General features: G+C 67.2%; 29 protein-coding genes. 16 read left to right on the top strand and 13 right to left on the bottom strand.

The genetic code is table 11. The features are described from left to right. Positions 1-75 precede the first annotated feature (75 nt). The 11 genes from lpdA to mdh form a co-directional block, all read right to left on the bottom strand. A complete protein-coding gene (gene lpdA, locus JCM7685_RS12895; RefSeq protein ID WP_074968614.1) occupies positions 76-1470 on the bottom strand; it encodes a dihydrolipoyl dehydrogenase in 1395 nt (464 codons plus the stop codon). Positions 1471-1512: 42 nt separating this feature from the next. Continuing rightward, positions 1513-1905 (bottom strand): MAPEG family protein, encoded by a 393-nt coding sequence (locus JCM7685_RS12890; RefSeq protein ID WP_062561928.1) that lies wholly within the window; start codon positions 1903-1905, stop codon positions 1513-1515. Beyond that, positions 1905-2162 carry a hypothetical protein gene (locus tag JCM7685_RS12885; protein WP_074968615.1) on the bottom strand — a complete coding sequence of 86 codons (258 nt, stop codon included), beginning with the start codon at positions 2160-2162 and terminating at the stop codon, positions 1905-1907. Before JCM7685_RS12885 ends, JCM7685_RS12890 begins: the two co-directional genes overlap by 1 nt. A 125-nt stretch (positions 2163-2287) precedes the next feature. After that, positions 2288-2743, bottom strand: a complete 456-nt coding sequence (locus tag JCM7685_RS12880; protein WP_074968617.1) for a hypothetical protein — start codon at positions 2741-2743, stop codon at positions 2288-2290. A gap of 79 nt (positions 2744-2822) precedes the next feature. Continuing rightward, positions 2823-4367, bottom strand: coding sequence for a 2-oxoglutarate dehydrogenase complex dihydrolipoyllysine-residue succinyltransferase (gene odhB, locus JCM7685_RS12875; protein ID WP_074968619.1), 1545 nt, complete (start codon positions 4365-4367; stop codon positions 2823-2825). A gap of 1 nt (position 4368) precedes the next feature. Further along, entirely contained in the window at positions 4369-7335 is a 2967-nt protein-coding gene (locus JCM7685_RS12870) for a 2-oxoglutarate dehydrogenase E1 component (protein ID WP_074968621.1), read from the bottom strand. Positions 7336-7355: 20 nt separating this feature from the next. Next, positions 7356-8546, bottom strand: a complete 1191-nt coding sequence (locus JCM7685_RS12865) for a glycosyltransferase family 2 protein (protein WP_083412788.1) — start codon at positions 8544-8546, stop codon at positions 7356-7358. Positions 8547-8733: 187 nt separating this feature from the next. Continuing rightward, positions 8734-9618 carry a succinate--CoA ligase subunit alpha gene (sucD, locus tag JCM7685_RS12860; protein WP_074968625.1) on the bottom strand — a complete coding sequence of 295 codons (885 nt, stop codon included), beginning with the start codon at positions 9616-9618 and terminating at the stop codon, positions 8734-8736. Beyond that, positions 9618-9977, bottom strand: a complete 360-nt coding sequence (locus JCM7685_RS19620) for a hypothetical protein (RefSeq protein ID WP_139218097.1) — start codon at positions 9975-9977, stop codon at positions 9618-9620. Before JCM7685_RS19620 ends, sucD begins: the two co-directional genes overlap by 1 nt. A gap of 5 nt (positions 9978-9982) precedes the next feature. Continuing rightward, positions 9983-11176 (bottom strand): ADP-forming succinate--CoA ligase subunit beta, encoded by a 1194-nt coding sequence (sucC, locus tag JCM7685_RS12855; RefSeq protein WP_074968628.1) that lies wholly within the window; start codon positions 11174-11176, stop codon positions 9983-9985. A 300-nt stretch (positions 11177-11476) separates the two neighbouring features. Then, the gene (gene mdh, locus JCM7685_RS12850) at positions 11477-12439 is read right to left on the bottom strand and encodes a malate dehydrogenase (protein WP_074968630.1); all 963 of its coding nucleotides are present in this window, start codon (positions 12437-12439) and stop codon (positions 11477-11479) included. A 384-nt stretch (positions 12440-12823) separates the two neighbouring features. On the opposite strand from mdh, the gene JCM7685_RS12845 reads away from it, so the two are divergent. Genes JCM7685_RS12845 through JCM7685_RS12830 form a run of 4 tightly spaced genes read left to right on the top strand, consistent with a single transcriptional unit; the run spans position 12824 to position 15501 of the window. After that, the gene (locus JCM7685_RS12845; RefSeq protein WP_074968632.1) at positions 12824-13675 is read left to right on the top strand and encodes an HpcH/HpaI aldolase/citrate lyase family protein; all 852 of its coding nucleotides are present in this window, start codon (positions 12824-12826) and stop codon (positions 13673-13675) included. Between the two features lie 41 nt (positions 13676-13716). Then, on the top strand, positions 13717-14259 hold the full coding sequence (locus tag JCM7685_RS12840; protein WP_074968634.1) for an NnrU family protein: 543 nt from the start codon (positions 13717-13719) through the stop codon (positions 14257-14259). A gap of 4 nt (positions 14260-14263) precedes the next feature. Then, positions 14264-14470, top strand: a complete 207-nt coding sequence (locus JCM7685_RS12835; protein ID WP_074968636.1) for a DUF1737 domain-containing protein — start codon at positions 14264-14266, stop codon at positions 14468-14470. Continuing rightward, entirely contained in the window at positions 14467-15501 is a 1035-nt protein-coding gene (locus JCM7685_RS12830; protein ID WP_074968638.1) for a MaoC family dehydratase, read from the top strand. The genes JCM7685_RS12835 and JCM7685_RS12830 overlap by 4 nt, the downstream gene beginning before the upstream one ends. Positions 15502-15543: 42 nt before the next feature. Here JCM7685_RS12830 and JCM7685_RS12825 read toward each other — a convergent pair whose 3' ends face one another. Continuing rightward, positions 15544-15753: a DUF2798 domain-containing protein gene (locus JCM7685_RS12825; protein WP_231964635.1), complete on the bottom strand. Its 210-nt coding sequence runs from the start codon at positions 15751-15753 to the stop codon at positions 15544-15546. Between the two features lie 433 nt (positions 15754-16186). On the opposite strand from JCM7685_RS12825, the gene sdhC reads away from it, so the two are divergent. From sdhC to JCM7685_RS12790, 8 genes are all read left to right on the top strand, one after another. Continuing rightward, entirely contained in the window at positions 16187-16579 is a 393-nt protein-coding gene (sdhC, locus tag JCM7685_RS12820; protein WP_074968642.1) for a succinate dehydrogenase, cytochrome b556 subunit, read from the top strand. A gap of 11 nt (positions 16580-16590) precedes the next feature. Further along, entirely contained in the window at positions 16591-16980 is a 390-nt protein-coding gene (sdhD, locus tag JCM7685_RS12815) for a succinate dehydrogenase, hydrophobic membrane anchor protein (protein ID WP_074968644.1), read from the top strand. A 9-nt stretch (positions 16981-16989) separates the two neighbouring features. Beyond that, complete coding sequence (gene sdhA, locus JCM7685_RS12810) at positions 16990-18792, top strand: succinate dehydrogenase flavoprotein subunit (protein ID WP_074968646.1); 1803 nt, start codon at positions 16990-16992, stop codon at positions 18790-18792. Continuing rightward, complete coding sequence (locus JCM7685_RS12805) at positions 18792-19145, top strand: hypothetical protein (RefSeq protein ID WP_074968648.1); 354 nt, start codon at positions 18792-18794, stop codon at positions 19143-19145. The genes sdhA and JCM7685_RS12805 overlap by 1 nt, the downstream gene beginning before the upstream one ends. Further along, complete coding sequence (locus JCM7685_RS12800; RefSeq protein WP_074968693.1) at positions 19145-19453, top strand: hypothetical protein; 309 nt, start codon at positions 19145-19147, stop codon at positions 19451-19453. The genes JCM7685_RS12805 and JCM7685_RS12800 overlap by 1 nt, the downstream gene beginning before the upstream one ends. Positions 19454-19525: 72 nt before the next feature. After that, a complete protein-coding gene (locus JCM7685_RS12795) occupies positions 19526-20308 on the top strand; it encodes a succinate dehydrogenase iron-sulfur subunit (RefSeq protein ID WP_074968650.1) in 783 nt (260 codons plus the stop codon). 128 nt (positions 20309-20436) lie between these two features. After that, complete coding sequence (locus JCM7685_RS19905) at positions 20437-20595, top strand: hypothetical protein (RefSeq protein ID WP_170848941.1); 159 nt, start codon at positions 20437-20439, stop codon at positions 20593-20595. A 133-nt stretch (positions 20596-20728) separates the two neighbouring features. Next, positions 20729-21490 carry an urea carboxylase-associated family protein gene (locus JCM7685_RS12790; protein WP_074968652.1) on the top strand — a complete coding sequence of 254 codons (762 nt, stop codon included), beginning with the start codon at positions 20729-20731 and terminating at the stop codon, positions 21488-21490. 16 nt (positions 21491-21506) lie between these two features. On the opposite strand, the gene JCM7685_RS12785 is transcribed toward JCM7685_RS12790, so the two are convergent. Continuing rightward, positions 21507-22211, bottom strand: a complete 705-nt coding sequence (locus tag JCM7685_RS12785) for a metal-dependent hydrolase (protein ID WP_074968654.1) — start codon at positions 22209-22211, stop codon at positions 21507-21509. A gap of 130 nt (positions 22212-22341) precedes the next feature. On the opposite strand from JCM7685_RS12785, the gene gatC reads away from it, so the two are divergent. The 4 genes from gatC to JCM7685_RS12765 are packed head-to-tail and all read left to right on the top strand — an operon-like array spanning position 22342 to position 25401. Further along, the gene (gene gatC, locus JCM7685_RS12780; protein ID WP_074968656.1) at positions 22342-22629 is read left to right on the top strand and encodes an Asp-tRNA(Asn)/Glu-tRNA(Gln) amidotransferase subunit GatC; all 288 of its coding nucleotides are present in this window, start codon (positions 22342-22344) and stop codon (positions 22627-22629) included. Next, the gene (gene gatA, locus JCM7685_RS12775) at positions 22626-24107 is read left to right on the top strand and encodes an Asp-tRNA(Asn)/Glu-tRNA(Gln) amidotransferase subunit GatA (protein ID WP_074968658.1); all 1482 of its coding nucleotides are present in this window, start codon (positions 22626-22628) and stop codon (positions 24105-24107) included. Before gatC ends, gatA begins: the two co-directional genes overlap by 4 nt. A 23-nt stretch (positions 24108-24130) precedes the next feature. Next, complete coding sequence (locus JCM7685_RS12770; protein WP_074968660.1) at positions 24131-24691, top strand: hypothetical protein; 561 nt, start codon at positions 24131-24133, stop codon at positions 24689-24691. Then, positions 24688-25401 (top strand): N-acetylmuramoyl-L-alanine amidase, encoded by a 714-nt coding sequence (locus JCM7685_RS12765; protein WP_083412791.1) that lies wholly within the window; start codon positions 24688-24690, stop codon positions 25399-25401. The genes JCM7685_RS12770 and JCM7685_RS12765 overlap by 4 nt, the downstream gene beginning before the upstream one ends. The last annotated feature ends 31 nt before the right edge of the window (positions 25402-25432 follow it).

Here is a 25432-nt window from a genome sequence, read left to right as displayed (position 1 = left end):
GGCCGCCCGGCTTGGGGCGGCCCATCGGCGGATTCTCGCCGCAGTGCGGCGGCGGTTTCGGTGGCGATCCGCCGATCAGGCGTGAATCGCGCCGTCGCCGCAGGCCAGCGCCGCTTCGCGCACCGCTTCCGAGCAGGTCGGATGCGCGTGGCAGGTCAGGGCGATGTCCTGGGCCGAGGCGCCGAATTCCATCGCCACGCAGACCTCGTGGATCATCTCGCCGGCGTTCGGGCCGATGATGTGGCAGCCCAGCACCCGGTCGGTATCGGCATCGGCGATCAGCTTGACGAAGCCGTCGGCCTGGAACAGCGCCTTGGCGCGGGCATTGCCCATGAAGGGGAACTTGCCGACCTTGATCTTGCGGCCGGTTTCCCTGGCGGCTTCCTCGGTCAGGCCGACGCTGGCGACCTCGGGCGTGGTGTAGATCACGCCAGGGATCACGTCGTAGTTCACATGGCCGTGCTTGCCGGCGATGACCTCGGCGACCGCCATGCCCTCGTCCTCGGCCTTGTGGGCCAGCATCGGGCCGGGCACCGCGTCGCCGATGGCGTAGATGCCGGGGACATTGGTCTGCCAGTTCTTGTCCACCTGGACGAAGCCGCGATCGGTCAGCGCCACGCCCACCGCGTCGAGGCCGAGGCCCGCGACATAGGGCCGGCGGCCGGTGGCGACCAGAACGCATTCGGCCTTGATCTCGTGCTTGCTGTCGTCCTTGCGCAGCGTGTATTCGACCTCGGCCAGGCCGTTTTCGACCTCGACCTCGGATACGGCGGCACCAAGGACGAATTTCAGCCCCTGCTTGGCCAGGATCTTCTGGAACTGCTTCTGCACCTCGCCGTCCATGCCGGGGGTGATGACGTCCAGGAATTCGACCACCGTCACCTCGGCGCCAAGCCGCGCATAGACCGAGCCGAGCTCCAGCCCGATCACGCCGGCGCCGATCACCACCATCGACTTCGGGATCTTCGGCAGCGCCAGCGCGCCGGTGGAATCGACCACCACGCCGGCGGCATTGTCGACCTCGACCTCCTTCAGGCTGGCGGGTTCCGAGCCGGTGGCGATGACGATGTTCTTCGTCTCATGCGTGGTGTCGCCGACCTTGACCTTGCCGGGCGCCTCGATGCTGGCCCAGCCCTTCAGCCAGTCGATCTTGTTCTTCTTGAACAGGAACTCGATGCCCTTGGTGTTGCCGCCGACCGTCTCGGCCTTGTAGCCCTGCATCTTGTCCCAATCGACCTCGACATGGGCGTTCACCAGGCCCATCCTGGCGAAGTTCTCATGCGTCTCGTGCAGCATGTGGCTGGCGTGCAGCAGCGCCTTGGACGGGATGCAGCCGACGTTCAGGCAGGTTCCGCCCAGCGTCTCGCGCCCCTCGACGCAGGCGACCTTCAGGCCCAGCTGGGCGGCGCGGATCGCGCAGACATAGCCGCCGGGGCCGGCGCCGATCACGATCAGGTCATAGGTGGACATTCGGGTCTCCTTGTTCCCGGCGCCGCTTCGCGCCGGTGCGGTTCATGTGAACAGGCTGGTGACGATCATCACCATGGTGGCGATAAATCCGACCGCCCAGATCAGCGAGCGCCAGGGCGACCAGCCGAAGGCATAGGCGGGGACGTAAAACATGCGCGCCAGCAGATAGAGCCAGGCGCAAAGCGTGGTCAGGGCATTGCCGGCGTCCGAGAGCATCACCAGCAGCACGGCGATGGTGAAGAGGATCAGCCCCTGGAAATGGTTGTCGACCGCGCGGCGCAGCCGCCCGGTCAGGACCGAGAATTCGGGCTGCGTGTCGCGGGGGCTGGCGTTCCAGCGCGCGCCCACATCGCGGTTCATCGAGGCGGCGGCCACCCCGATCTGCGCCGCCTGCAGCAGCGCAGCCAGGGCCAGCGCGGTGGTCTCGGCCGCCATCAGGCGGTCTCGACATAGTGGAATTCGGTGCTCGTGACGCCGGCCTGGCTGTTGAATACGCCCGCGGCGCCCTCCAGATAGGCCTTGGCCGCCTTGGCATCGCCGACATTGTACAATGCCCAGGCGCTGGTGTCGCTTTCGCGCCAGAGCTGCAGCAGCGACAGGCCGTTATTGCCGCGATCTTCGGCGTCGTTGTCGAAGGCGGTCTTGAAGGCGGCGTAATGGGCGACGGTGTAATGGGCAATCATCTGGGACATTCGAACTCTCCTGCGGCGGGGTGGTCTGGCTGGGATTGGGCCGCCCGATGCCGTGCATGGTTTGTCTTTCCAGCCTTCGGATCAACCTGTGAAGTTCGTTTCGGTTGCGGTGCCGCTGTTCGGCTTCAGCGCCCCATCATTTCCTGGACCGCGTTCAGACGCAGCGCGGCGGCGGCGAAGGCCGCCTGACCGCTGGCGACCGGGGTGGCGGTCATGTCGCGGACCTCGCAGCGGGTCTGCGGCACGGCGACGGTGTTCAGCTTGCGCAGCTCGAACGAGCGCAGGTAGCCGAAGCCGATCGGCACATAGACCTGACCCGCGGCGCGGGGTGCGGCGGCGATCAGCCGGTCGGCGCGCTGATCCGGAGTGCCGCCCTGATCGTCCGCCACGCAGGCGATCTTGTAGGTGAAGCGATAGACGGCGGGCGGCACGTTCTCGGTGGTGGAGCGCGTGCCTTTCATCAGGACGTCGCGGCTGCGCTCCAGCATAACCAGATTCGTCGCCTCCAGCTGCGGGGCCGGTTCGGGTCCGCAGGCGGCAAGCGGCAGGATCAGGGCAAGGGCGGCAAGAGCTTTGGTCATCGCTGGTCTTTCGTCACGTCCGGGGCCGGCAATCGTGCCGGGAGGCGGGCGCGCGGCGCAAAACCGCGCGCCCCTTGGATCACAGGTCCATCAGCAGGCGGCGCGGATCCTCCAGCGCCTCCTTGACGCGGACCAGGAAGGTCACGGCGCCCTTGCCGTCGACGATGCGGTGGTCGTAGCTCAGCGCCAGATACATCATCGGGCGGATGACGATCTGGCCGTCCACGACCACCGGGCGATCCTGGATCTTGTGCATGCCCAGGATGCCGGACTGCGGTGGGTTCAGGATCGGCGAGGACATCAGCGAGCCATAGACGCCGCCGTTCGAGATGGTGAAGGTGCCGCCCTGCATCTCGGCCATGGTCAGCTTGCCGTCGCGGCCCTTGGCGCCCAGCTCGGCGATTTCCTTCTCGATCTGGGCGAAGCTCTTGCGGTCGGCGTCGCGCAGCACCGGCACCACCAGCCCGTTCGGCGTGCCGACGGCGACGCCCATGTGGACGAAATGCTTGTAGACCACGTCGCCGCCGTCGATCTCGGCATTGACCTCGGGCACCTCCTTCAGCGCGTGGCAGCAGGCCTTCACGAAGAAGGACATGAAGCCCAGCTTGACCTTGTGCTTCTTCTCGAAGGCGTCCTTGTAGGTGTTGCGCAGGTCCATGATGCCCTTCATGTCCACCTCGTTATAGGTGGTCAGCATCGCGGCGGTGTTCTGCGCATCCTTCAGCCGGCGGGCGATGGTGGCGCGCAGGCGGGTCATCTTGACCCGCTCCTCGCGCGCCGCATCCTCGGCCGAGCTGGGCGCGCGGGGCGCCTGGGCCGGGGCGGGGGCGGCACTCGCGACCGGCGCGGCGCCGGCCTTGGCCACGTCCTCTTTCATCACCCGGCCGTCGCGGCCGCTGCCGGCGACCGCATCGCGCGAGATGCCGGCCTCGGCCATGGCCTTCTTGGCCGAGGGCGCGTCCTCGATGTCGCGGGGCTTCGGCGTCTCGGGGCCGGCGCCGGGCGATTCCACGGCTGCCGCCTTCTTCGCCTCGGGCTCGGCCTTGGCGGGGGCGGCGGCGCCGGACGCGCCCTCGGCGATCACCGCCAGGCGGGCGCTGGCCTCGACCGTCGCACCCTCGGGCGCCAGGATTTCGGCCAGCACGCCCGCGGCCGGGGCCGGGACCTCGACCGAGACCTTGTCGGTTTCCAGCTCGCACAGCATCTCGTCCTGCTTGACGCTGTCGCCGACCTTCTTGAACCAGGTCGCCACCGTGGCTTCGGTCACGCTTTCGCCCAGGGTGGGCACCATCACGTCGACGGATTTTCCGCTCATCTTCTTCTGTCCTTCCTGAGCTTTCGTGCCCGCATCGGTCTTGGGCAACATTTCCTCGGGGCCCGCATCGCCCTTTTCCATGATCTGCGCCAGCAAGGCGTTGGGCGCCACCACCGCGCCTTCGGGCGCGACGATTTCGGCCAGCTTGCCGGCCACGGGCGAGGGCACCTCGACCGTCACCTTGTCGGTTTCCAGCTCGCACAGCATTTCATCGACGGCGACGCGGTCGCCCGGTTTCTTGAACCAGGTCGCCACCGTCGCCTCGGATACCGATTCCCCCAAGGTGGGGACGCGAAGTTCCACAGCCATCTCAGCCACCGACCGTGATGGCTTCGTTCACCAGCGCTTCCTGCTCGGCCTTGTGGCGCGAGGCGAGGCCGGTGGCCGGCGAGGCCGAGGCGGCGCGGCCGACGTAGCGCGCGCGCCCGTGCCTGGCGCCGATGCGCGACAGCACCCATTCGATGTTCGGCTCGACGAAGGTCCAGCCGCCCATGTTCTTGGGCTCTTCCTGGCACCAAACCACCTCGGCGTCCTTGAACCGCTCCAGTTCCTTCGACATCGCCTGGGCCGGGAAGGGATAGAACTGTTCCAGCCGCAGGATATAGACATCGTCGGCACCGGCGGCATCGCGGGCCTGCAAGAGGTCGTAATAGACCTTGCCCGAGCAGACCACGACGCGGCGGATCTCGTTGTCGGGCTTCAGCGCCAGCTGGGCGTCGCCGCTTTGGGCATCATCCCACAGCACCCGGTGGAAGCTGGATCCGGTGGTGAAATCCGCGGCCTTCGACACCGCCAGCGGGTGGCGCAGCAGCGATTTCGGCGTCATCAGGATCAGCGGCTTGCGGAACGGACGCTTCAGCTGCCGACGCAGGATGTGGAAATAGTTCGCCGGCGTGGTGCAGTTCGCCACGATCCAGTTGTCCTCGGCGCACATCTGCAGCCAGCGCTCCAGCCGGGCCGAGCTGTGTTCCGGCCCCTGGCCTTCGTAACCGTGCGGCATCAGCACCACCAAGCCCGACATGCGCAGCCATTTCTTTTCGCCCGAGTTGATGAACTGGTCGAACATGATCTGCGCGCCGTTGGCGAAATCGCCGAACTGCGCCTCCCACAGGGTCAGCGTGTTCGGCTCGGCCAGCGAATAGCCGTATTCGAAGCCCAGCACCGCATATTCCGACAGCATCGAGTCGGTGACCTCATAGCGTGCCTGTCCGCCGCGGATGTGGTTCAGCGGATAGTAACGCTCTTCCGTGGCCTGGTCGATGAAGGCCGAGTGGCGCTGCGAGAAGGTGCCGCGCGTCGAATCCTGACCCGACAGCCGCACCGGATGGCCTTCGATCAGCAGCGAGCCATAGGCCAGCGCCTCGCCCGTCGCCCAGTCGAAGCCCTTGCCGGTCTCGAACATCTGCTTCTTGGCGTCCAGAAGCCGGCCCACCGTCTTGTGCAGGTCGAACCCGTCCGGCACCCGGGTCAGCGCGTTGCCGATCTCGGCCAGGGTCTCGGGCGCGATGCCGGTCTGGCCGGGGGCGTATTCCTCGGCCTCGGCGGCCAGGCCCGACCACTTGCCGTCCAGCCAGTCGGCCTTGTTCGGCTTGAAGTTCTTGCCGATCTCGAACTCTTCGTTCAGATGCGCCTGGAAGGCGGCCTTCATCTCCTCGATCTCGCCCTCGGGAACCAGGCCGTCGGCGACCAGCCGGTCGGTATAAAGCTGCAAGGTGGTCTTGTGGCCCTTGATCGACTTGTACATCGCCGGGTTGGTGAACATCGGCTCGTCGCCTTCGTTGTGACCGAAGCGGCGATAGCAGAAGATGTCGATGACCACGTCCTTGTGGAACTTCTGCCGGAACTCGGTCGCCACACGGGCGGCATGGACCACCGCCTCGGGGTCGTCGCCGTTGACGTGGAAGATCGGCGCCTCGACCATCAGCGCGATGTCGGTCGGATAGGGCGAGGTGCGGCTGAAATGCGGCGCCGTGGTAAAGCCGATCTGGTTGTTCACCACGATATGGATGGTGCCGCCGGTGCGGTGGCCGCGGATGCCGGAAAGTTGGAAGCATTCCGCGACAATGCCCTGGCCGGCGAAGGCCGCGTCGCCATGCAGCAGGATCGGCAGCACGGCGGTGCGATGCGCCTGGTCGGACAACTGGTCCTGCTTGGCGCGGACCTTGCCCAGCACCACCGGGTTCACGGCTTCCAGGTGGCTGGGGTTTGCGGTCAGCGACAGGTGCACGGTATTGTCGTCGAAGGTGCGGTCCGAGCTGGCGCCGAGGTGGTATTTCACGTCGCCCGAGCCGTCCACGTCCTCGGGCTTGTAGCTGCCGCCCTGGAATTCATGGAAGATGGCGCGATAGGGCTTGTTCAGCACGTTGGCCAGCACCGACAGCCGGCCGCGGTGCGGCATGCCGAAGACCACGTCCTTGACGCCCAGTGCGCCGCCGCGCTTGATGATCTGCTCCATGGCCGGGATCAGCGCCTCGCCGCCGTCAAGGCCGAAGCGCTTGGTGCCCATGTATTTGACATGCAGGAACTTCTCGAAGCCCTCGGCCTCGACCAGCTTGTTCAGGATGGCGCGACGGCCTTCGCGGGTGAAGGCGATCTCCTTGCCATAGCCCTCGATCCGCTCTTTCAGCCAGGCGGCTTCCTCGGGGTTCGAGATATGCATGAACTGGATGGCGAAGGTGCCGCAATAGGTCCGCCGCATCAGGTCGGTGATCTGGCGGACCGTGGCGATCTGCAGGCCCAGCACGTTGTCGATGAAGATCGGCCGGTCCAGGTCGGCCTCGGTGAAGCCGTAGGTCTTGGGGTCCAGTTCGCCGTCGGCCGGCACCTCGCGCATCCCCAGCGGGTCCAGGTCGGCATGCAGGTGGCCGCGGATCCGGAAGGCGCGGATCAGCATGATGGCGCGGATGCTGTCCAGCACGGCGCGCTTCAGTTGGTCGTCGGTCAGGCTGACGGCCTTTTCCCCCGCCTTGGCGGCGATCTTGTCCAGTGCCGCCTTGGCCTCGGTCTTGGGCAGCATCGGCCATTCGCCGGTCAGCGCCGCGGTGGTGTCGTCGGACGGCATCGGCGGCCAGTCGGCGCGGCGCCAGCTGGCGCCCTTGGCCTCGCGCGTGACCACGGCCTCCTCGTCGCCGAGGCTGCGGAAAAACGCATCCCAGGCCTGGTCCACCGCCGAGGGGTCCTGCGCCCACTGGCCGTAGAGCTGCTCGACATAGGCGGCGTTATGGCCTTGCAGGAAGCTTGAATCGTGGAAGGCCGCGTTGGGGGATTGGTCGTTCATTGGATTGCCTCCGGGAAATTCTATCCGTTCGCGCCTGGATCAGGGGCGGTCGTGTGGTTCTGGCCGCGGCCGGGCTGCGCGCCGGTCATCAGCCTTGTCTGTCGGTCCTGATACCATTCCGGCAGCCCGGCCCGCGGCTGGCGCAGCAGGGCGGGCAGGTTGCGCCCGGCCAGCAGGGCGCCGCGCACCTGCGGCAGGCTCCAGCGGCCGCCGGCCAGGTCCTTGGGCAGTTCGGCCAGCAGCATGCGCAGATACCACAGGCCGTAGCGGGCGAAATCGCGGCTCTGCCGGTCCGAGTTGCGGCGGACGAAATAGGCGATGTTCAGCAGCGCCAGCGCCGTGTTCACCCGGCGCCGGTCGCGGCCTGCCGCCGCCTCGAGGTGATGAATGGGCGCATCGGGGGCGAAGGCAAGGACGCCGTGGCGGCCATAGCGATAGCTCGCATCCAGGTCCTCGGCGATGGAACTGCCGACCAGACCGTCGTCGAAGGGTTCGCTCAGCGCCACCCGGCGCCGCACGGTCATGGCGAAGCCGACGATGAAATCGACGCGGCCCAAGCCCTCGGGCAGCGCGGTGTCGCCCTGCCAGCGCCTGCCGGGGCTGTCGTAGCGGACGAAACGCTGGTCGGCCGGGATCATCAGGGCATGCCGCAGCAAGCCGTCGATCAGGCGCTGCACGGCAGGTGGCCGGCCCGAAATCAGCGCCCCGGCCCGGTTCGTCTGCTTGAGATCGCCGACCGCTTCGGTCGTTGCCTGCAGGGGGGTGTTGCAGCAGGAAATCGCCACGATCCGCTGCTGCGAATCGGCGCGGTAATAGTCCATGATCCGCCCGGCCGTCTGGGGATGCAGCATGGCGTCGTCGTCGATCAGGAACAGGATGTCGGCCGAGGCCAGCGCGATGGCCTGATTGCGCTGCGCGCTGGCGGATTTGCGCCGCGCCGGCTCGTAATGCAGCGAACAGGCGCGCGTTTCCGCGATCACCGCCTCGATCCCGCTCCGGGTCTGTTGCCAGTCGTCGCTGGCATCAACGATGACGATCTCCGTTGGCGGCAGGGTCGATTGCAATGCATGGCGCACGCAAGCGGCCAGCATGTCGCCACGGTTATAGGTCGCAACGCAAAGTGCCCAGCTTTCGGCCCGGATCGGAGCGGGCGAGTCCGGCGGCAGGGGCGCCACAGCCTGTCCATCGGGCGGGGCAGGGGGGCGGGTCATTCCCGCCTCCGGCCGCCGGGGCGGGAAAGGCGCTGTCCGGCGCGCTGGCGGCAGGGCCGGGCCTGGGTGGGCGGAAAAGCGGTCTGGCGACGGGGGCGGTCCACTGTGGCACCTGGCTTGGGGGTTTCGGCGCGGCCCCCCGAAGGTAGGCAGGGACCACGCCTAAGTCAAAAGTCTTACAATGATGTTACCGGCCGAGAGCCTTCAGCACGGCTTCGCCCAGGCCTGCCGGGCTGTCGGCGACCACGATCCCGGCCGATTTCATGGCCTCGATCTTGGATTCCGCGTCGCCCTTGCCGCCCGAGACGATGGCGCCGGCATGACCCATGCGGCGGCCCTTCGGCGCGGTGCGGCCGGCGATGAAGCCGGCGGTCGGCTTCCACTTGCCCTTGCGCTTCTGCTCGGCCAGGAACTCGGCGGCCTCTTCCTCGGCCGAGCCGCCGATCTCGCCGATCATGATGATCGACTCGGTCTCGGGGTCGTCCAGGAACATGCGCAGCACGTCGATATGCTCCATGCCCTTGATCGGGTCGCCGCCGATGCCGACGGCCGAGGACTGGCCGAGGCCCACGTCCGAGGTCTGCTTCACCGCCTCATAGGTCAGCGTGCCCGAGCGCGACACGACGCCGACCGAGCCGCGCTTGAAGATGCTGCCGGGCATGATGCCGATCTTGCATTCGTCGGGCGTCATGATGCCGGGGCAGTTCGGCCCGATCAGCAGCGATTTCGAACCTTGCAGCGCGCGCTTGACCTTCATCATGTCGAGGACCGGGATGCCCTCGGTGATGGCGACGATCAGCGGGATCTCGGCGTCGATGGCTTCCAGGATCGAGTCGGCCGCGAAGGGCGGCGGCACATAGATCGCGGTCGCGTTGGCGCCGGTTTTCGCGACGGCCTCGTGGACCGAGTTGAAGACCGGCAGGCCCAGGTGTTCGCTGCCGCCCTTGCCGGGCGTCACGCCGCCGACCATCTTGGTGCCGTAGGCGATCGCCTGTTCGGTGTGGAAGGTGCCTTGCGAGCCGGTGATGCCCTGGCAGATGACTTTGGTGTCTTTGTTGACGAGAACGGCCATTAAAGCCTCCAGTTGAGTTCTGCGACAGGCTTGTATTCGACCGCGTAATCCCCGTGATTTGTGGGGCGTCCGAATCCGCGTGAGCCAAGCCTGTTGAGAGGTGAAACGCTTCGCCACCAGTCAAAGTCGTTGGTGTCGAAGACCATATGGTCAACTTTCAGGTTGTCTTTGTTGTCCGCAAAAACACCAATTTCTAAAAGATAAGCAAAGACATTGGGGTCCTTCTTTGCTGCATGGAAAGCTGCGCTAGCCTCTTCCAGCGTCGCATAATCGACGTCCGAAGCAGGCTCCTCCTGAGATGAAGCCTTGAGGTAGGTTGTCACAGCAAATGGTGTACGCAGAAAACACTTGTCAACCATTGCGGTCAGCCCTTCACCGCTTTCACGATCTTCTGCGCCGCATCCGACAGATCGTCCGCCGCGATGACGTTCAGGCCCGACTCGCTGATGATCTCTTTGCCCAGCTCGACGTTGGTGCCTTCCAGACGCACGACCAGCGGGACTTGCAGGCCGACCTCTTTCACGGCGGCGATGATGCCTTCCGCGATGATGTCGCAGCGCATGATGCCGCCGAAGATATTGACCAGGATGCCCTTCACGTTCGGGTCCGAGGTGATGATCTTGAACGCCTCGGTGACCTTTTCCTTGGTCGCGCCGCCGCCGACGTCCAGGAAGTTCGCCGGCTCGGCGCCGAACAGCTTGATGATGTCCATGGTCGCCATGGCCAGGCCCGCGCCGTTCACCATGCAGCCGATCTCGCCGTCCAGCGCGATGTAGTTCAGGTCGAACTTCGACGCGGCCAGTTCCTTCGGGTCTTCCTCGGTCTCGTCGCGCAGCGCCATGATGTCGGGCTGGCGATAAAGCGCGTTGTTGTCGAAGCCCATCTTGGCGTCCAGCGCCTTGAGGTTGCCGTCCTTCATCACGATCAGCGGGTTGATCTCCAGCATCTCCATGTCCTTCTCGATGAACATGCGATACAGGTTCCGGACCAGCTGGACGCATTGCTTGACCTGGCCGCCGGTCAGACCCAGCGCAAAGGCCACGCGGCGGCCGTGGAAGTCCGACAGGCCCGAGGCGGGATCGACGCTGAAGGTCTCGATCTTTTCGGGCGTCGAGGCCGCGACCTCTTCGATGTCCATGCCGCCTTCGGTCGAGGCGACGAAGCTGACGCGCGAGGTGCCGCGGTCGACCAGCAGGGCCAGATACAGCTCGCGCTCGATGTCGCTGCCGTCCTCGATATAGATGCGGTTCACCTGCTTGCCGGTCTCGCCGGTCTGGTGTGTGACCAGGGTGCGGCCCAGCATCTGGCGGGTCAGTTCCTCGGCCTCGCTGACCGATTTCGCCAGGCGGACGCCGCCCTTCTCACCGGCGGCGGCTTCCTTGAAATGGCCCTTGCCGCGGCCGCCGGCGTGGATCTGCGCCTTGACGACCCAAAGCGGCCCGTCCAGCTCGCCCGCGGCTGTCTTGGCCTCGTCGGCCTTCGTCACCACCCGGCCGTCCGAGACCGGCGCGCCGTATTGGCGCAGCAGCGCCTTGGCCTGGTATTCATGGATATTCATCTGGGTTCCCCCGCAGTGGTCGGTTGGCGGGCTTGTGGCACATCCGCCGGGGCGGCCAAAGCATTATGCGTCGCGATTTGCGTAAAATCGGCCGCTTTTGCGGATTTGTGATCACACCTCTTGAGGCTGTGATCGCAAATGCCTCGGCTGTTACCGCAAGCAGAGTCGGCGTGCCGCACACCCATCTTGCGCACGCAGGACGCGGTCGCTGAACCGCGATCAGCCGGTCGCGCCGGGCGCGACATGAAAAAACCCCGCGGATCGCTCCGCGGGGCTTTCGAACTCCGATCCGGCGCGGGATCAGGCCAGCGAGGCGTCGATGCCCTTGCAGGCCGCGACCAGGCCGCGGACCGCGTCGACCGATTTGTCGAACATCGCCTGCTCGTCGTGGTCCAGCTTGATGTCGATCACCTTCTCGATGCCGCCGGCGCCGATCACGGTCGGCACGCCGACATAGAGCCCGTCCAGCCCATAGGCGCCGTCCACATAGGCGGCGCAGGGCAGCACGCGCTTCTGGTCCTTCAGATAGGCCTCGGCCATCTCGATGGCCGAGGTGGCGGGCGCGTAGAAGGCCGAGCCGGTCTTCAGCAGGCCGACGATCTCGGCGCCGCCGTCGCGGGTGCGCTGCACGATGGCGTCCAGCTTGTCCTGCGTGGTCCAGCCCATCTTGACCAGGTCGGGCAGCGGGATGCCGGCGACGGTCGAATAGCGGGCCAGCGGCACCATGGTGTCGCCGTGGCCGCCCAGCACGAAGGCGGTGACGTCGCGCATCGAGACGCCGAATTCCAGCGACAGGAAGTGCCGGAAGCGGGCCGAATCGAGCACGCCGGCCATGCCGACGACCTTCTCATGCGGCAGGCCGCTGAACTGGCGCAGCGCCCAGACCATGGCGTCCAGCGGGTTGGTGATGCAGATCACGAAGGCGTTCGGAGCGTGCTGCTTGATGCCTTCGCCGACCGATTTCATCACCTTCAGGTTGATGCCCAGCAGGTCGTCGCGGCTCATGCCGGGCTTTCTCGGCACGCCGGCGGTCACGATGCAGACGTCGGCGCCAGCGATGTCGGCATAGTCGTTGGCGCCCTTCATCACGGCATCGAAACCCTCGGACGGGCCGGATTGCGCGATGTCCAGCGCCTTGCCCTGGGGCGTGCCTTCGGCAATGTCGAACAGGACGACATCGCCCAGTTCCTTCATCGCGGCCAGATGGGCCAGCGTGCCGCCGATCTGCCCCGCACCGATGAGTGCGATCTTGGGTCGGGCCATGAGTCAACCTCCGATTTCCATGACGGTTCGCGGGTTGGCCTAGTCCTTTGGTGGGGGAATCGCAAGATGTGGCGGCATCCGCGAAACAAGATTGCGCATTGTCAACCGCTAACAGTGCAAAACTGTCGCGTGCCCGTGGGCGCGGCCGGATGGTGCAACCGGTCGGAGCAGACGGCAAGAACCATGGCCCAGCGCTGGCGGCGGTCCCGATGCCCCCGGCCGGGCGGCTGGGGTATGCGGTTCCAGGCCGTCGCTGCCGTGACGCCGACTACCGTTTTGAGGAAACCTGTCGGGACACAGCCCACGCCGCAGCGCGGCAAAACAAGACTTGCCATTCGCGTCTTTTCCGGGCAGCTTCGCGCAAGATTATTACGCGAGATCACGATGACCCGACCCTATCGCTCAGTCCTCTACATTCCGGCGTCCAACGAGCGGGCGCTGGAAAAGGCCCGTGCGCTTGCCGCGGATGCGATCATCTTCGACCTCGAAGACGCGGTGGTCCCCTCGGAAAAGGAAGAGGCCCGCGACCTGCTGGGCCGGGCGCTGCGCGAGGATTACGGCCCCCGCACCCGGATCGTGCGCATCAACAGCCTGGACAGCGAATGGGGCGAGGACGACGCCCGCGCCTTCGCCCGCACCTTTTCCCGGCACGCCCATGCGCTGCTGGTGCCCAAGGTCGAGGGTCCCGAGGACCTGGACCGCGTCGCGGCGCTGGTCCCCGACGCGCCGCTGTGGGCGATGATGGAAACGCCCAAGGGCATGCTGAACGCCTCGGCCATCGCCGGCCATCCCCGGCTGCAGGGCATGGTCGTCGGCACCAACGACCTCGCCAAGGAGCTGAACAGCCGCTATCGCCCCGACCGTCTGCCGATGATGGCCGGGATCGGCCTGTGCCTTCTGGCCGCGCGCGCGCATGGCAAGGTGATCGTGGACGGGGTGTTCAACGCCTTCAAGGACGACGAGGGGCTGCGCGCCGAATGCGAGCAGGGCCGCGACATGGGCTTCGACGGCAAGACCCTGATCCACCCGGCGCAGCTGGCCATCGCCAACCGGGCCTTCGCCCCCACCGAGGACGAGATCAAGCTGGCCCACCGCCAGATCGAGGCCTTCGACGCCGCGCAGCGGCAGGGGCAGGGCGTGGCCGTGGTCGACGGCCGCATCGTCGAGAACCTGCATGTCGCCACCGCCCGCCAGACCCTGGCCCGCGCGCTGGCGATCGCCCGGCTCGAAGGGTGATGCGTCCGTGAGAACCGTTCACATCCAGCGGAGGAAGCCAGATGTTGATCCTGATCCTTGGCGTGGCGTTGTGGTGGGCCGCGCATCTGCTCAAAAGGCTGGCCCCCGGCCTGCGCACCCGGCTGGGGCGCGGCGGCGTGGCCGGGCTGCTGGGCCTGTCGGTGCTGCTGATGATCTTCGGCTATCGCCTGGCCGACGGGCCGTATTGGTGGGGCGCCACCGCGCCGCTGAAGGGCATCAACAACCTGTTGGTGCTGGTCGCCTTCTATCTGTTCGCGGCGGACGGGATGAAGACCCGCGTCACCGCGCGGCTGCGGCATCCGCAGCTGACCGGCTTCGCGCTTTGGGCCTTCGCGCATCTGCTGCCGAACGGCGACCTGCCCAGCTTCGTCCTGTTCGGCGGGCTGCTGCTGTGGGCGCTGGTCGAGATGGCGGTCATCAACCGCGCCGAGCCGCGCTGGACTCCGCCCGCCGGCCCGTTCCCGGCCCGCAAGGAGGTCATGGCGGTGGTCGGCGCCCTGGTCGTCCTGCTGGTGGTGGGGCTGATCCATCGCTGGCTGGGCTACAACCCGTTCGGAGGCTGACGCCATGCCGGTGATCTATCGCCTGCTGACCGAGGATGACACCTCGGCCTTCTGCCACAAGGTCAGCGCGGCGCTGTCCAAAGGGTGGGAACTGCACGGCGCCCCCGCCTATGCCTTCGACGCCGCGCGCGGCGTGATGCGCTGCGCCCAGGCGGTCACCAAACGGATCGACGCCGAATACCACCCCGAGATGAAACTGGGACAACAATGAGCAAGACCAATCCGGGCCGCTTCTTCGAGGATTACCGCATCGGCCAGGTGATCCGCCACGCCGTGCCGCGCACGGTGGCCGAGGGCGAGCGCGCGCTTTACCACGCGCTCTATCCGGCGCGGCACGCGCTGTATTCCTCGGACGATTTCGCGGCGAATTGCGGGCTGGAGGGCAGCCCCATGGACGACCTGATCGCCTTTCACACCGTCTTCGGCAAGACCGTCCCCGACATCAGCCTGAACGCCATCGCCAATCTGGGCTATGCCGAGGGCCGCTGGCTGCTGCCGGTCTGGCCGGGCGATACGCTGCGTTCGGAATCCGAGGTGATCGGCCTCAAGGAGAACTCGAACGGCAAGTCCGGCGTGCTCTATGTCCGCACCCGTGGCATCAACCAGGTGGGCGAGGTGGTGCTGGAATTCGTCCGCTGGGTCATGGTCCGCAAGCGCGACGCCGCCAGCCCGGCGCCCGAAGCGGTGGTGCCCGACCTGGCCCGGGTCGTGGCCCCGGCCGATCTGGTGATCCCCGAGGGGCTGGATTTCAGCGATTACGACTTCGATCTGGCGGGCGAGCCGCATCGCTGGGGCGACTACGCGGTGGGCGAGATCATCGACCATGTCGACGGCGTCACCGTCGAGGAGGCCGAGCATATGCTGGCCACGCGCCTGTGGCAGAACACCGCCAAGGTGCATTTCGACGTGACCGCGCGCGAGGACGGCCGCCGGCTGATCTATGGCGGCCACGTGATTTCGATGGCGCGGGCGCTGTCCTTCAACGGGCTGGCCAATGCGCAGATGATCGTGGCGTTGAACGGCGGCGCCCATGCCAATCCCTGCTTTGCCGGCGACACCGTCCGCGCCTGGTCCGAGGTGCTGGACAAGGCCGAAACCGCGGTGCCGGGGGTCGGTGCTCTGCGGCTGCGGCTGGTGGCGCACAAGGGCGGTGCGGGCGATCACAGGCTGAAGAACGCCGAGGGGAAATACGCCCCCGAGGTTCTGCTGGATCTGGACTATTGGGCGCTGATCCCGGTCTGAGTCGGCGGGCGGGGCCGCAGCGCGCGGCCCCTGGGCCCCGGCCTAGGCTGCCGGCCGCGGTGGCTGCACCAGCGCCGAGGTCAGCCGCCGCACCATCGGCAGCACCGCCAGCAGGGTCGGGAAGGCGATGGCCCAGGACATGGCCCAGTTGAAGGGCCAGGCCCGCAGGAAGGCCATCCCGGGTCCGAGGATGCGCAGGGTGGAAATGCCCGAGACGACAAAGGTCATCAGCACCGACAGAAGCAGCGGCATGATGATCCCGGCGTAGCGGGAAGGAAGTTTGCGAAGAGGGAGAGTGCCCATGGTGGACATGATGAATCCTCACGATCGACAACAGGCGTTGCCTGACGTGAGACGCTTACGGCCCGATGGGCAGCGGAAAACTGTCACCGGAAGGGCGCGGCGTCAAGCGGATTTCCATAACCCAGGAAAACAGACGGAATTACAGGAGATTCTGCATGGCGCCGCCGGCCGCCGCACCCGTTAGCGCTAGCGAGCGCAAGGCTGTGATCACATGACCCAAGTGCGTGATCACAAAGCCCGGAAATTTGTGATATTCAGCGTTTCATCTGGTTTCGACCCGTGACAGATGCGACAAGACGACTAGAAACAGACCCAAATTCTCGGCCAGCCCTCGCCGCCAGCCGCCGCGCACCGAGGGCCCCTGAACGCAGGAGAGCGCATCATGGCTGACGTCAACCGGGGCAACAGACCGCTGTCGCCGCATCTGCAGGTCTATCGCCTGCCCATCGCCGCCATCACCTCGATCCTGACCCGCATCACCGGCCACGCGCTGGTGGCCGGCATCCTGCTGATCGTCTGGTGGCTGGTCGCCGCCGTCACCTCGCCCGGCGCCTTCGCCTGTGCCGACTGGGTGGTGCGGTCCTGGCTGGGCTTCATCGTGCTGACCGGCGCGATGTGGGCGCTGTGGTATCACCTGCTCGCCGGGCTGCGGCACCTGTTCTACGACGCCGGCTACGGGCTCGAGATCGACGAGGCCCGCAAGTCCAGCCAGGCGATCATCGCCGGCTCGGTGGTGCTGGCGGTGCTGACCCTGATCATCTTCTTCGCTTTCTGAGGGCCGGGACCATGCGCTATATCACTCCGCTGAAAGCCGCCGAGGGGCTGGGTTCCGCCCATGAGGGCACCCAGCACCACTGGGCCATGACCGTTTCCGCCGTCGCGCTGACCGTGCTGACGCCGCTGTTCATGATCGTCGTCGCCCGCGCCATCGGCCTGCCGCATCCCGAACTGGTCGCCTATTTCGGCCGGCCGCTGCCGGCGCTGATCACCGCGCTGTTCGTCATCGTGGGCATGGTGCATTTCATCAAGGGCACCCGCATCATGATCGACGACTATTTCCACGGTGCCGTGCGCAAGGGCGCGATCATCTTCTCCGTCATCTTCGGCTGGGCGGTCGTCGCCTGCGCCGTCTACGCGCTGGCCCGCATGGGTCTGGGCGCGATCGTCGTGCTTTGAGGTTCCGCCATGGCTGATTACAAGATCCATACGCATGATTACGATGTCGTGGTGGTCGGCGCCGGCGGCGCGGGCCTGCGCGCGACGCTGGGCATGGCCGAGCAGGGGCTGCGCACCGCCTGCGTGACCAAGGTGTTCCCGACCCGCTCGCATACCGTCGCGGCCCAGGGCGGCATCGCCGCCAGCCTGTCGAACATGGGCCCCGACAACTGGCAGTGGCACATGTATGACACCGTCAAGGGCTCGGACTGGCTGGGCGACACCGACGCCATGGAATACCTGGCGCGCGAGGCCCCGAAGGCGGTCTATGAACTGGAGCATTACGGCGTCCCGTTCAGCCGCACCGAAGAGGGCAAGATCTACCAGCGCCCCTTCGGCGGCCACACCACCGAATTCGGCGAGGGCCCGCCGGTGCAGCGCACCTGCGCCGCCGCCGACCGCACCGGCCACGCCATCCTGCACACGCTTTACGGCCAGTCGCTGAAGGAAAAGGCCGAGTTCTTCATCGAATATTTCGCGCTGGATCTGGTGATCACCGACGGCGCCTGCACCGGCGTGGTCTGCTGGAAGCTGGACGACGGCACCATGCATGTCTTCAACGCCAAGATGGTGGTGCTGGCGACCGGCGGCTATGGCCGCGCCTATTTCAGCGCGACCTCGGCCCATACCTGCACCGGCGACGGCGGCGGCATGGTGGCGCGCGCGGGCCTGCCCTTGCAGGACATGGAATTCGTGCAGTTCCACCCGACCGGCATCTACGGCTCGGGCTGCCTGATCACCGAGGGCGCGCGCGGCGAGGGCGGCTACCTGACCAACTCGGAAGGCGAGCGGTTCATGGAACGCTATGCCCCGACCTACAAGGACCTGGCCTCGCGCGATGTGGTGTCGCGCTGCATCACGCTGGAGATCCGCGAGGGCCGCGGCGTGGGCGAGCACAAGGACCACATGTTCCTGAACCTGCAGCACTTGCCGCCGGAAAGCCTGGCCGAGCGCCTGCCGGGGATCAGCGAATCCGCCCGCATCTTCGCCGGCGTGGATGTGACGCGCGAGCCGATCCCGATCCTGCCGACCGTGCATTACAACATGGGCGGCATCCCGACCAACTATTGGGGCGAGGTGCTGAACCCGACCGAGGAAAACCCGGACGCGGTCTTCCCCGGCCTGATGGCGGTGGGCGAGGCCGGCTGCGCCTCGGTCCATGGCGCGAACCGTCTGGGCTCGAACTCGCTGATCGACCTCGTGGTCTTCGGCCGGGCCGCGGCGATCCGCGCGGCCGAGGTGGTCGACCGCGCCGCGCCGATCCCGCTGGTGAACAAGCCGGCGGTGGACGCGATCCTCGACCGCTTCGACCGCATCCGCAACGCCAACGGCTCGGTGCCGACGGCGGAACTGCGGCTGGAAATGCAGCGCACCATGCAGGCCGACGCGGCGGTGTTCCGCACCGACAAGACCTTGGCCGAGGGCGCCCAGAAGATGGAGGCGATCGCCGCCAAGCTGAACGACGTCAAGGTCACCGACCGCAGCCTGATCTGGAACAGCGACCTGATGGAGACGCTGGAGCTGACCAACCTGATGCCGAACGCCCTGGCCACCATCGTCGCGGCCGAGGCGCGCAAGGAAAGCCGCGGCGCCCATGCGCATGAGGACTGGCCCGAGCGGGATGATGCCAACTGGCGCAAGCACTCGCTTGCCTGGGTCGAAGGCAACCATGTTAGACTGGCCTATCGGCCCGTTCATCTTGACCCCCTGACCACCCAGGACGAGGGCGGGATCGACCTGAAAAAGATCGCACCCAAAGCGAGGGTTTATTGATGCGTCTTCCCCTGATCCTTACCGCCGCCGCGCTGGCCCTGTCCGGCTGCGTGGTCCAGAACCCGGGCATGGCGCCGGGGCCGGCTCCGCTGCCGCCGGTTGCCGGGCCGTCGCCGGATGCGGCCGTCCGCTCCTCGGCCCGCGTGGTCGTGAACCGCGAGATGGCCCGGCGCCTGCCCGGCGCCAATGTCGCGCCCTATACCGATTGCGTGATGTCGAACGCGACCACGGCCGAACTGGCCAGCATCGCCGACAGCGCCAATGCCAGCGGCGCCGTCGCGGCCATCGTCGGCCGTCCGGCGACCTCGCAATGCATCGCCGGCGCCGCGGCCGCGGCCAAGCGGACCGCCTGATGCGCGGCGGCGCGCAGATGCTTCTGGTCCCGGCCTTGCTGGGACTGGCGGCTTGCGCGCCGATCCCCGTCGAGCAGGCCGAGCGCGCCTGCATGAGCGATGCCCGCGACGCGCGCGGGCCGCGCACCGAGATGGGCGTGGGCGTCGGCTCGCACGGCGCCCGCGGCGGCTTCGTTCAGGTCGGCCTGTCCTCGGACTATATCATGGGCCGCGATCCGTCGCAGGTCTTTCAGGAATGCGTGCAGCGCCGCTCGGGCCAGATGCCCCGGCGGCCGCTCTACGACCAGCCGGGCTGGAGGGCGACGTGACGCCCTTTGCCCAAGCCAACCGCATGACGGCCCGTCGCAAGATGCCGGACTGACCACCAGGAGAGTCACCCAATGGTCCAACTTACCCTTCCCAAGAACAGCCGCATGCGGGTCGGCAAGACCTGGCCCAAGCCCGAGGGCGCCAAGAACGTCCGCCGCTTCAACATCTATCGCTGGGATCCGGACACCGGGGAAAACCCGCGGGTCGACACCTATTTCATCGACCTGGACAAATGCGGGCCGATGATCCTGGACGCGCTGATAAAGATCAAGAACGAGATCGACCCGACCCTGACTTTCCGCCGCTCGTGCCGCGAGGGCATCTGCGGTTCCTGCGCGATGAACATCGACGGCGGCAACCATCTCGCCTGCATCTTCGGCATCGACGAGGTGACCTCCAAGGACGTGAACATCTATCCGCTGCCGCATATGCCGGTGGTCAAGGACCTGATCCCCGACCTGACGCATTTCTATGCCCAGCACGCCTCGGTGCAGCCCTATCTGATCACCGAGACACCGACCCCCGACAAGGAATGGCGCCAGTCGATCGAGGACCGCAAGAAGCTGGACGGGCTTTATGAATGCGTGATGTGCGCGTCGTGCTCGACCGCCTGTCCCAGCTACTGGTGGAACGGCGACCGCTACCTGGGGCCGGCCGCGCTGCTGCACGCCTATCGCTGGATCATCGATTCGCGCGACGAGGCGACGGGCGAGCGGCTGGATTCGCTTGAGGACCCGTTCAAGCTGTATCGCTGCCACACCATCATGAACTGCACCAACACCTGCCCGAAGGGGCTGAACCCGGCCAAAGCCATCGCCTCGATCAAGCACATGATGGTGGACCGCATCGTCTGACCTGCATGCAGGTCATGGCCGGTATGCCATCGCATACGAATGACGCCGCGTCGCAGAACTGGATTTTTCTGCGGTGCGGCGTTATCTTTTCTGCGGGGAGCAACTGATGTCTACTCTGGAGACAAAAGATGACAACCAACGCTGACAGCAAGAACCGCCCCGCCGCGCTGCGTTCTGCCGGGGTCGCGGCCAAACAGCAGGCGCTGGCCGTTCTGGAACAGATGTACGGCTATTTCAGCTTCGATCCGATGCCGTTGGAAAAAGCCGACAGCCGCCTGGCCGCGTGACATTCGCGGTCCCTCGCCCGTCCAGGGTCACTCGGCGCGGCTTGCGGGCCGCGCCTCGCATTTCCGGGGCGGCCGCGGTGCTGCGGCGATCCGGCGCGTTGCCAAGCGGCGGCGAACGGGTAGGATCGGGACGATGAGCCGCAAGATCGCCCTCGACGCCGTCCAAGACCGAACCCCGTCGCCGGAGGTCGGCCCTCCGCAGGACAACGCTGCCGCCCCCGAACCCGACCTTGCCGCGCTGGCGGCTGCCCGGGGAATGGTGCGCAAGACCGGCGAATGCCTGGTGCCGGCAGGGGACGAGCGTCGCTTTCACATTCCGGCACAGCATTTTTTCCGCGTCACCAGCCTGCACGGCGCGCAGGTGGGCGACCTGAACCTGTGGTCGGCCGAGGATCCGCGGAAACGGCTGTGCGCCGACCGGACCCGGGCGCGTCACGGGATGCACCTGACCCGCGGCCATCGCCTGTGGTCGGGTTGCCCGATTCCGCGCCCGCTGGCCACCGTCACCGGCGATACGCTGGACTGGTATGGGATCGATCCGCAGGGCGGCTCGGTCCATGACGTGACCGGGCCCTGCTGCGGCGCCCAGCCCCTGCCGGGACGCGGGCGCAAAGCCCCAGCGGCGCAGGAGCCGGCGACGGTCGCGCTGCCGGCGCAGGATGTGCTGCACCTGTTCCGATGCAGCGGCTTCACCCGCGATACCGGCCGCTATTTCACCAAACCCAGCCCGGTGCAGCCCGGCGACCATGTCGAATTCCTGGCCGAGATCGAGCTGATCTGTGCGCTTTCTGCCTGTCCGGGCGGCGATTGCGGCGCCGGTCCCTCGGGGCGCGGCGCCCGCTGCCATCCGCTGCTGGTCGAGATCTTCGCCCCGCGCGAGCCGACAGGCCTGTGACCGCCCCCCGACGCGGCTAGCCCCGGGCCGGGATCGGGATCGGCTGCATCACCTCGGGTTCGATCACCTCGACGCCGGGCAGGGCGGCCTTCAACTCTTCCGCGTTCTGCGCCAGCAGCGGGAAGGTGCGGTAATGGCAGGGGATCACGGTCCTGAAGTCGAAATACTTGCGCGCCGCCCAGGCCGCGCGCTGCATGTCCATGGTGAAATGCCCGCCGGCGCAGAGGATGCCGATGTCCGGGCGGTGATATTCGCCCATCCAGGCCATGTCGGCCATGATGTCGGTGTCGCCCGAGACATAGATCACATGGCCTTCGCCCGCGATCATGTAGCCCGATTCGTGGCCGGCATAGATCGGGCCCTCGTTGCCCTCCATGGACGAGGAATGGCTGGCGTTCACCATCGTCACCTTGGCCCCGCCCAGATCGACGGTGCCGCCCTTGTTGTAGCCGATCCCCTCGATCCCCTGATGCATCTGCCAGGTCGAGATCAGGTCGTAGATGCCCACCACCGGGATCTTCAGCTCGCGCGCGATGGCCAGGGTGTCGCCGGTATGGTCGCCGTGGCCATGGGTGATCAGGACATGGGTGGCGCCGGCGATGGCCTCGGCGCGGCGGTCCTGCGGGAACATCGGGTTGCCCGACAGCCAGGGGTCGATCAGGATCACCGCCTGCTCGATTTCAAGCCGAAAGCCGGAATGGCCAAGCCAGGTCAGTTTCATGCGAAGGCTCCTTCTGCTGGGTGCGCGCATCCTGCCAAGCCGGGCCGCGCGGGTAAAGTTCCGCCTGCGCTGGTGCTTGCCCCCTTCGGGCGGCGGCGGTAAACCCTCGGCCAAGCGAAAGGAGCCTCTCATGGCGATCACCGAGGACGAAGCCCGCAAGGTCGCGCATCTGGCGCGGATTGCGGTCAAGGACGCCGACCTGCCCGCATTGGCGCAGGAATTGAACGGCATCCTGCATTTCATGGAACAGCTGAACGAGGTCGATGTCGATGGCGTCGAGCCGATGACCGGCGTCGAGCCCATGCGTCTCAAGCGCCGCCAGGATATCGTCACCGACGGCGAGATGCAGGACCTGATCCTGAAGAACGCGCCCGACGCGCGCGAGGGCTTCTTTGCCGTACCGAAGGTGGTGGAATGAGCGCGCTGAACGAACTGACCATCTCGGCCGCCCGCGACGGGCTGCGCAAGGGCGATTTCACCGCGGCCGAGCTGACCGGGGCCTGCCTGGACGCCATCGAGGCCGCCGGCGCGTTGAACGCCTATAGCCATGGCACGCCCGACCAGGCGCGCGCGATGGCCGCCGATGCCGACAAGCGGCTGGCGGCCGGCGACGCGCCCGCCATGTGCGGGATTCCTCTGGGCATCAAGGACCTGTTCTGCACCAAGGGCGTGCCCTCGCAGGCGGCCAGCCGCATCCTCGACGGCTTTCTGCCGCAATATGAATCGACGGTGACGCAGAATCTGTGGGACGCGGGCGCGGTCATGCTGGGCAAGCTCAGCATGGACGAATTCGCCATGGGTTCCTCGAACGAAAGCGCCTGCTACGGCCCGGTCGTCAACCCGTGGAAGGTGGACGACCGTCAGCTGACGCCCGGCGGCTCGTCCGGCGGGTCGGCGGCGGCGGTGGCGGCGGATCTGTGCCTGGCTGCGACCGGAACCGACACCGGCGGCTCGATCCGCCAGCCCGCGGCCTTTACCGGCATCGTCGGGCTGAAGCCGACCTATGGCCGGGTCAGCCGCTGGGGCGTGATCGCTTTCGCCAGCTCGCTGGACCAAGCCGGGCCGATGACGAAATCGGTGCGCGATGCGGCGATCATGCTGGGCGCCATGGCCTCGGTCGATCCCAAGGATTCGACCAGTGCCGAGCGTGAGGTGCCCGATTACGAGGCCGCGCTGACCGGCGACATCCGCGGCCGCAGGATCGGCATCCCACGCGAATACCGCATGGAGGGCCTGTCGGACCAGATCGACGCGCTTTGGCGTCAAGCGGCCGAGATGCTGCGCGATGCCGGCGCGGAAATTGTAGACATCAGCCTGCCGCATACAAGATATGCGCTGCCGGCCTATTACGTCATCGCCCCGGCCGAGGCCTCCTCGAACCTGGCGCGCTATGACGGGGTGCGCTACGGCCGCCGCGCCAAGCTGGGCGCCGGCGACGGCATTGTCGAGATGTATGAAAAGACCCGCGCCGAGGGGTTCGGCCCCGAGGTGCAGCGCCGCATCATGGTCGGCACCTATGTGCTGTCGGCGGGTTTCTACGACGCCTATTACAACCGCGCTCGCAAGGTCCGCGCGCTGATCAAGCGCGACTTCGACCAAGCCTTCGCCGAGGGCATCGACGCCATCCTGACCCCCGCCACCCCCAGCGCCGCCTTCGGCCTGGGCGAGATGGCGGGCAAGGACCCGGTCGAGATGTATCTCAACGACGTCTTCACCGTGACGGTGAACCTGGCCGGGCTGCCCGGGATCTCGGTGCCGGTCGGGCTGGACGGGCAGGGCCTGCCGCTTGGGATGCAGCTGATCGGGCGGCCCTGGGACGAGGGCAATCTGTTGAACCTTGCGCAGAGCCTCGAATCTGCGGCAGGCTTCGCGGCGAAACCCTCGCGCTGGTGGTGACCGGCTTCAAACGGGAGAGACCGATGCGGAACCTGGCGATCCTGGGCCTTGCCCCGCTGCTGGCGCTGGCTGCCTGCGGCGAGAACACGGGCTGGAACCCGAATTACAGCGCCATGCACAACGGCTCGCGCTATGCGGAATATCTGCAGCAGCGCGAGCAGGCGCTGCACGGCCGCGGCCCGGTTCCGGACGCGATTCCGGTGCAACTGCCGGTGCGGGCGCCGACTGCCGCCGAGATTGCCGGGGTGCCCGCGAAAAAGCCCGGTCAGATGACCGTGACGACCCGGCCAGTGACGGCCCGGCCAGCGACGGCGGCGCCGGTTGCGGCCAGCGGCGCGACGCCGGTGCTGGTGCGCTATGCGCATCAGGAAAGCCAGAACCCGGGCCAGACGAAATACCCGCGCTCGGGTGTTTCGGCCAATGCGGCGGCGCGGGCCTGCCTGGCGTTTCCCAGCGTGAACGCGGCGCAGACCGCCTTCATCGCCGCCGGCGGGCCGGTGATCGACCCGCGCGGGCTGGACCCGGACGGCGACGGCTTCGTCTGCGGCTGGGACCCGCGCCCCTATCGTCAATCCCGGCTTTGAGCCTGTCGCCCAATCACGGCGACCGGCGCGGGCAGACCCCCGCGCTGGTGGTGATCCATTACACCGGCATGGCGGACGCGCCCGCGGCCCGCGCCCGGCTTTGCGACCCCGCGACCGAGGTCAGCGCGCACTGGCTGATCGACGAGGCCGGCGCCACCGAGGCGCTGGTTCCCGAAGACCGCCGCGCCTGGCATGCCGGCGCGGGGTCCTGGCAGGGGTGCGACGACGTGAATTCCCGCAGCATCGGCATCGAGCTGGCCAACCCCGGCGACAGGCCCTTTCCCGAGCCGCAGATGGCGGCGCTGGAGCGGCTGCTGCGCGGCATCCTGGCGCGCTGGTCGATCGGCCCCGAGGGCGTGATCGCCCATTCCGACCTGGCGCCCGGGCGCAAGATCGACCCCGGTCCCCGCTTCGACTGGCGGCGCCTGGCCCTGCAAGGCCTGGCGATCTGGCCCGGCCCGGCGGGCGAGGACCGGCCGCTGGCCGAAAGCCTGACCCGCATCGGCTATCCGGACCACCCGGCGCGGCTCGCCGCCTTTCGCCTGCGCTTCCGGCCGGGGGGGCGGGGTCCCGAGGACGCCCTGGACCGTCGCCTTGCCGCGGCCTTGGCCGCTGGCCGGCTTCTTTCCGGCGCGGTTAGCCCGGGGGAACAGGCGGACAGGGCGGGTCCTCCCCCGCAGCCCCAGAACGCTGCTGAAAAAATGTTCTGAGCGCTTGCCGGGACGGAAAATCGCTCTTGGC

The sequence above is a fragment of the Paracoccus aminovorans genome, from assembly GCF_900005615.1.
Classification (GTDB): Bacteria; Pseudomonadota; Alphaproteobacteria; order Rhodobacterales; family Rhodobacteraceae; genus Paracoccus; species Paracoccus aminovorans.
This window is presented reverse-complemented; position numbering and strand designations above follow the sequence as displayed.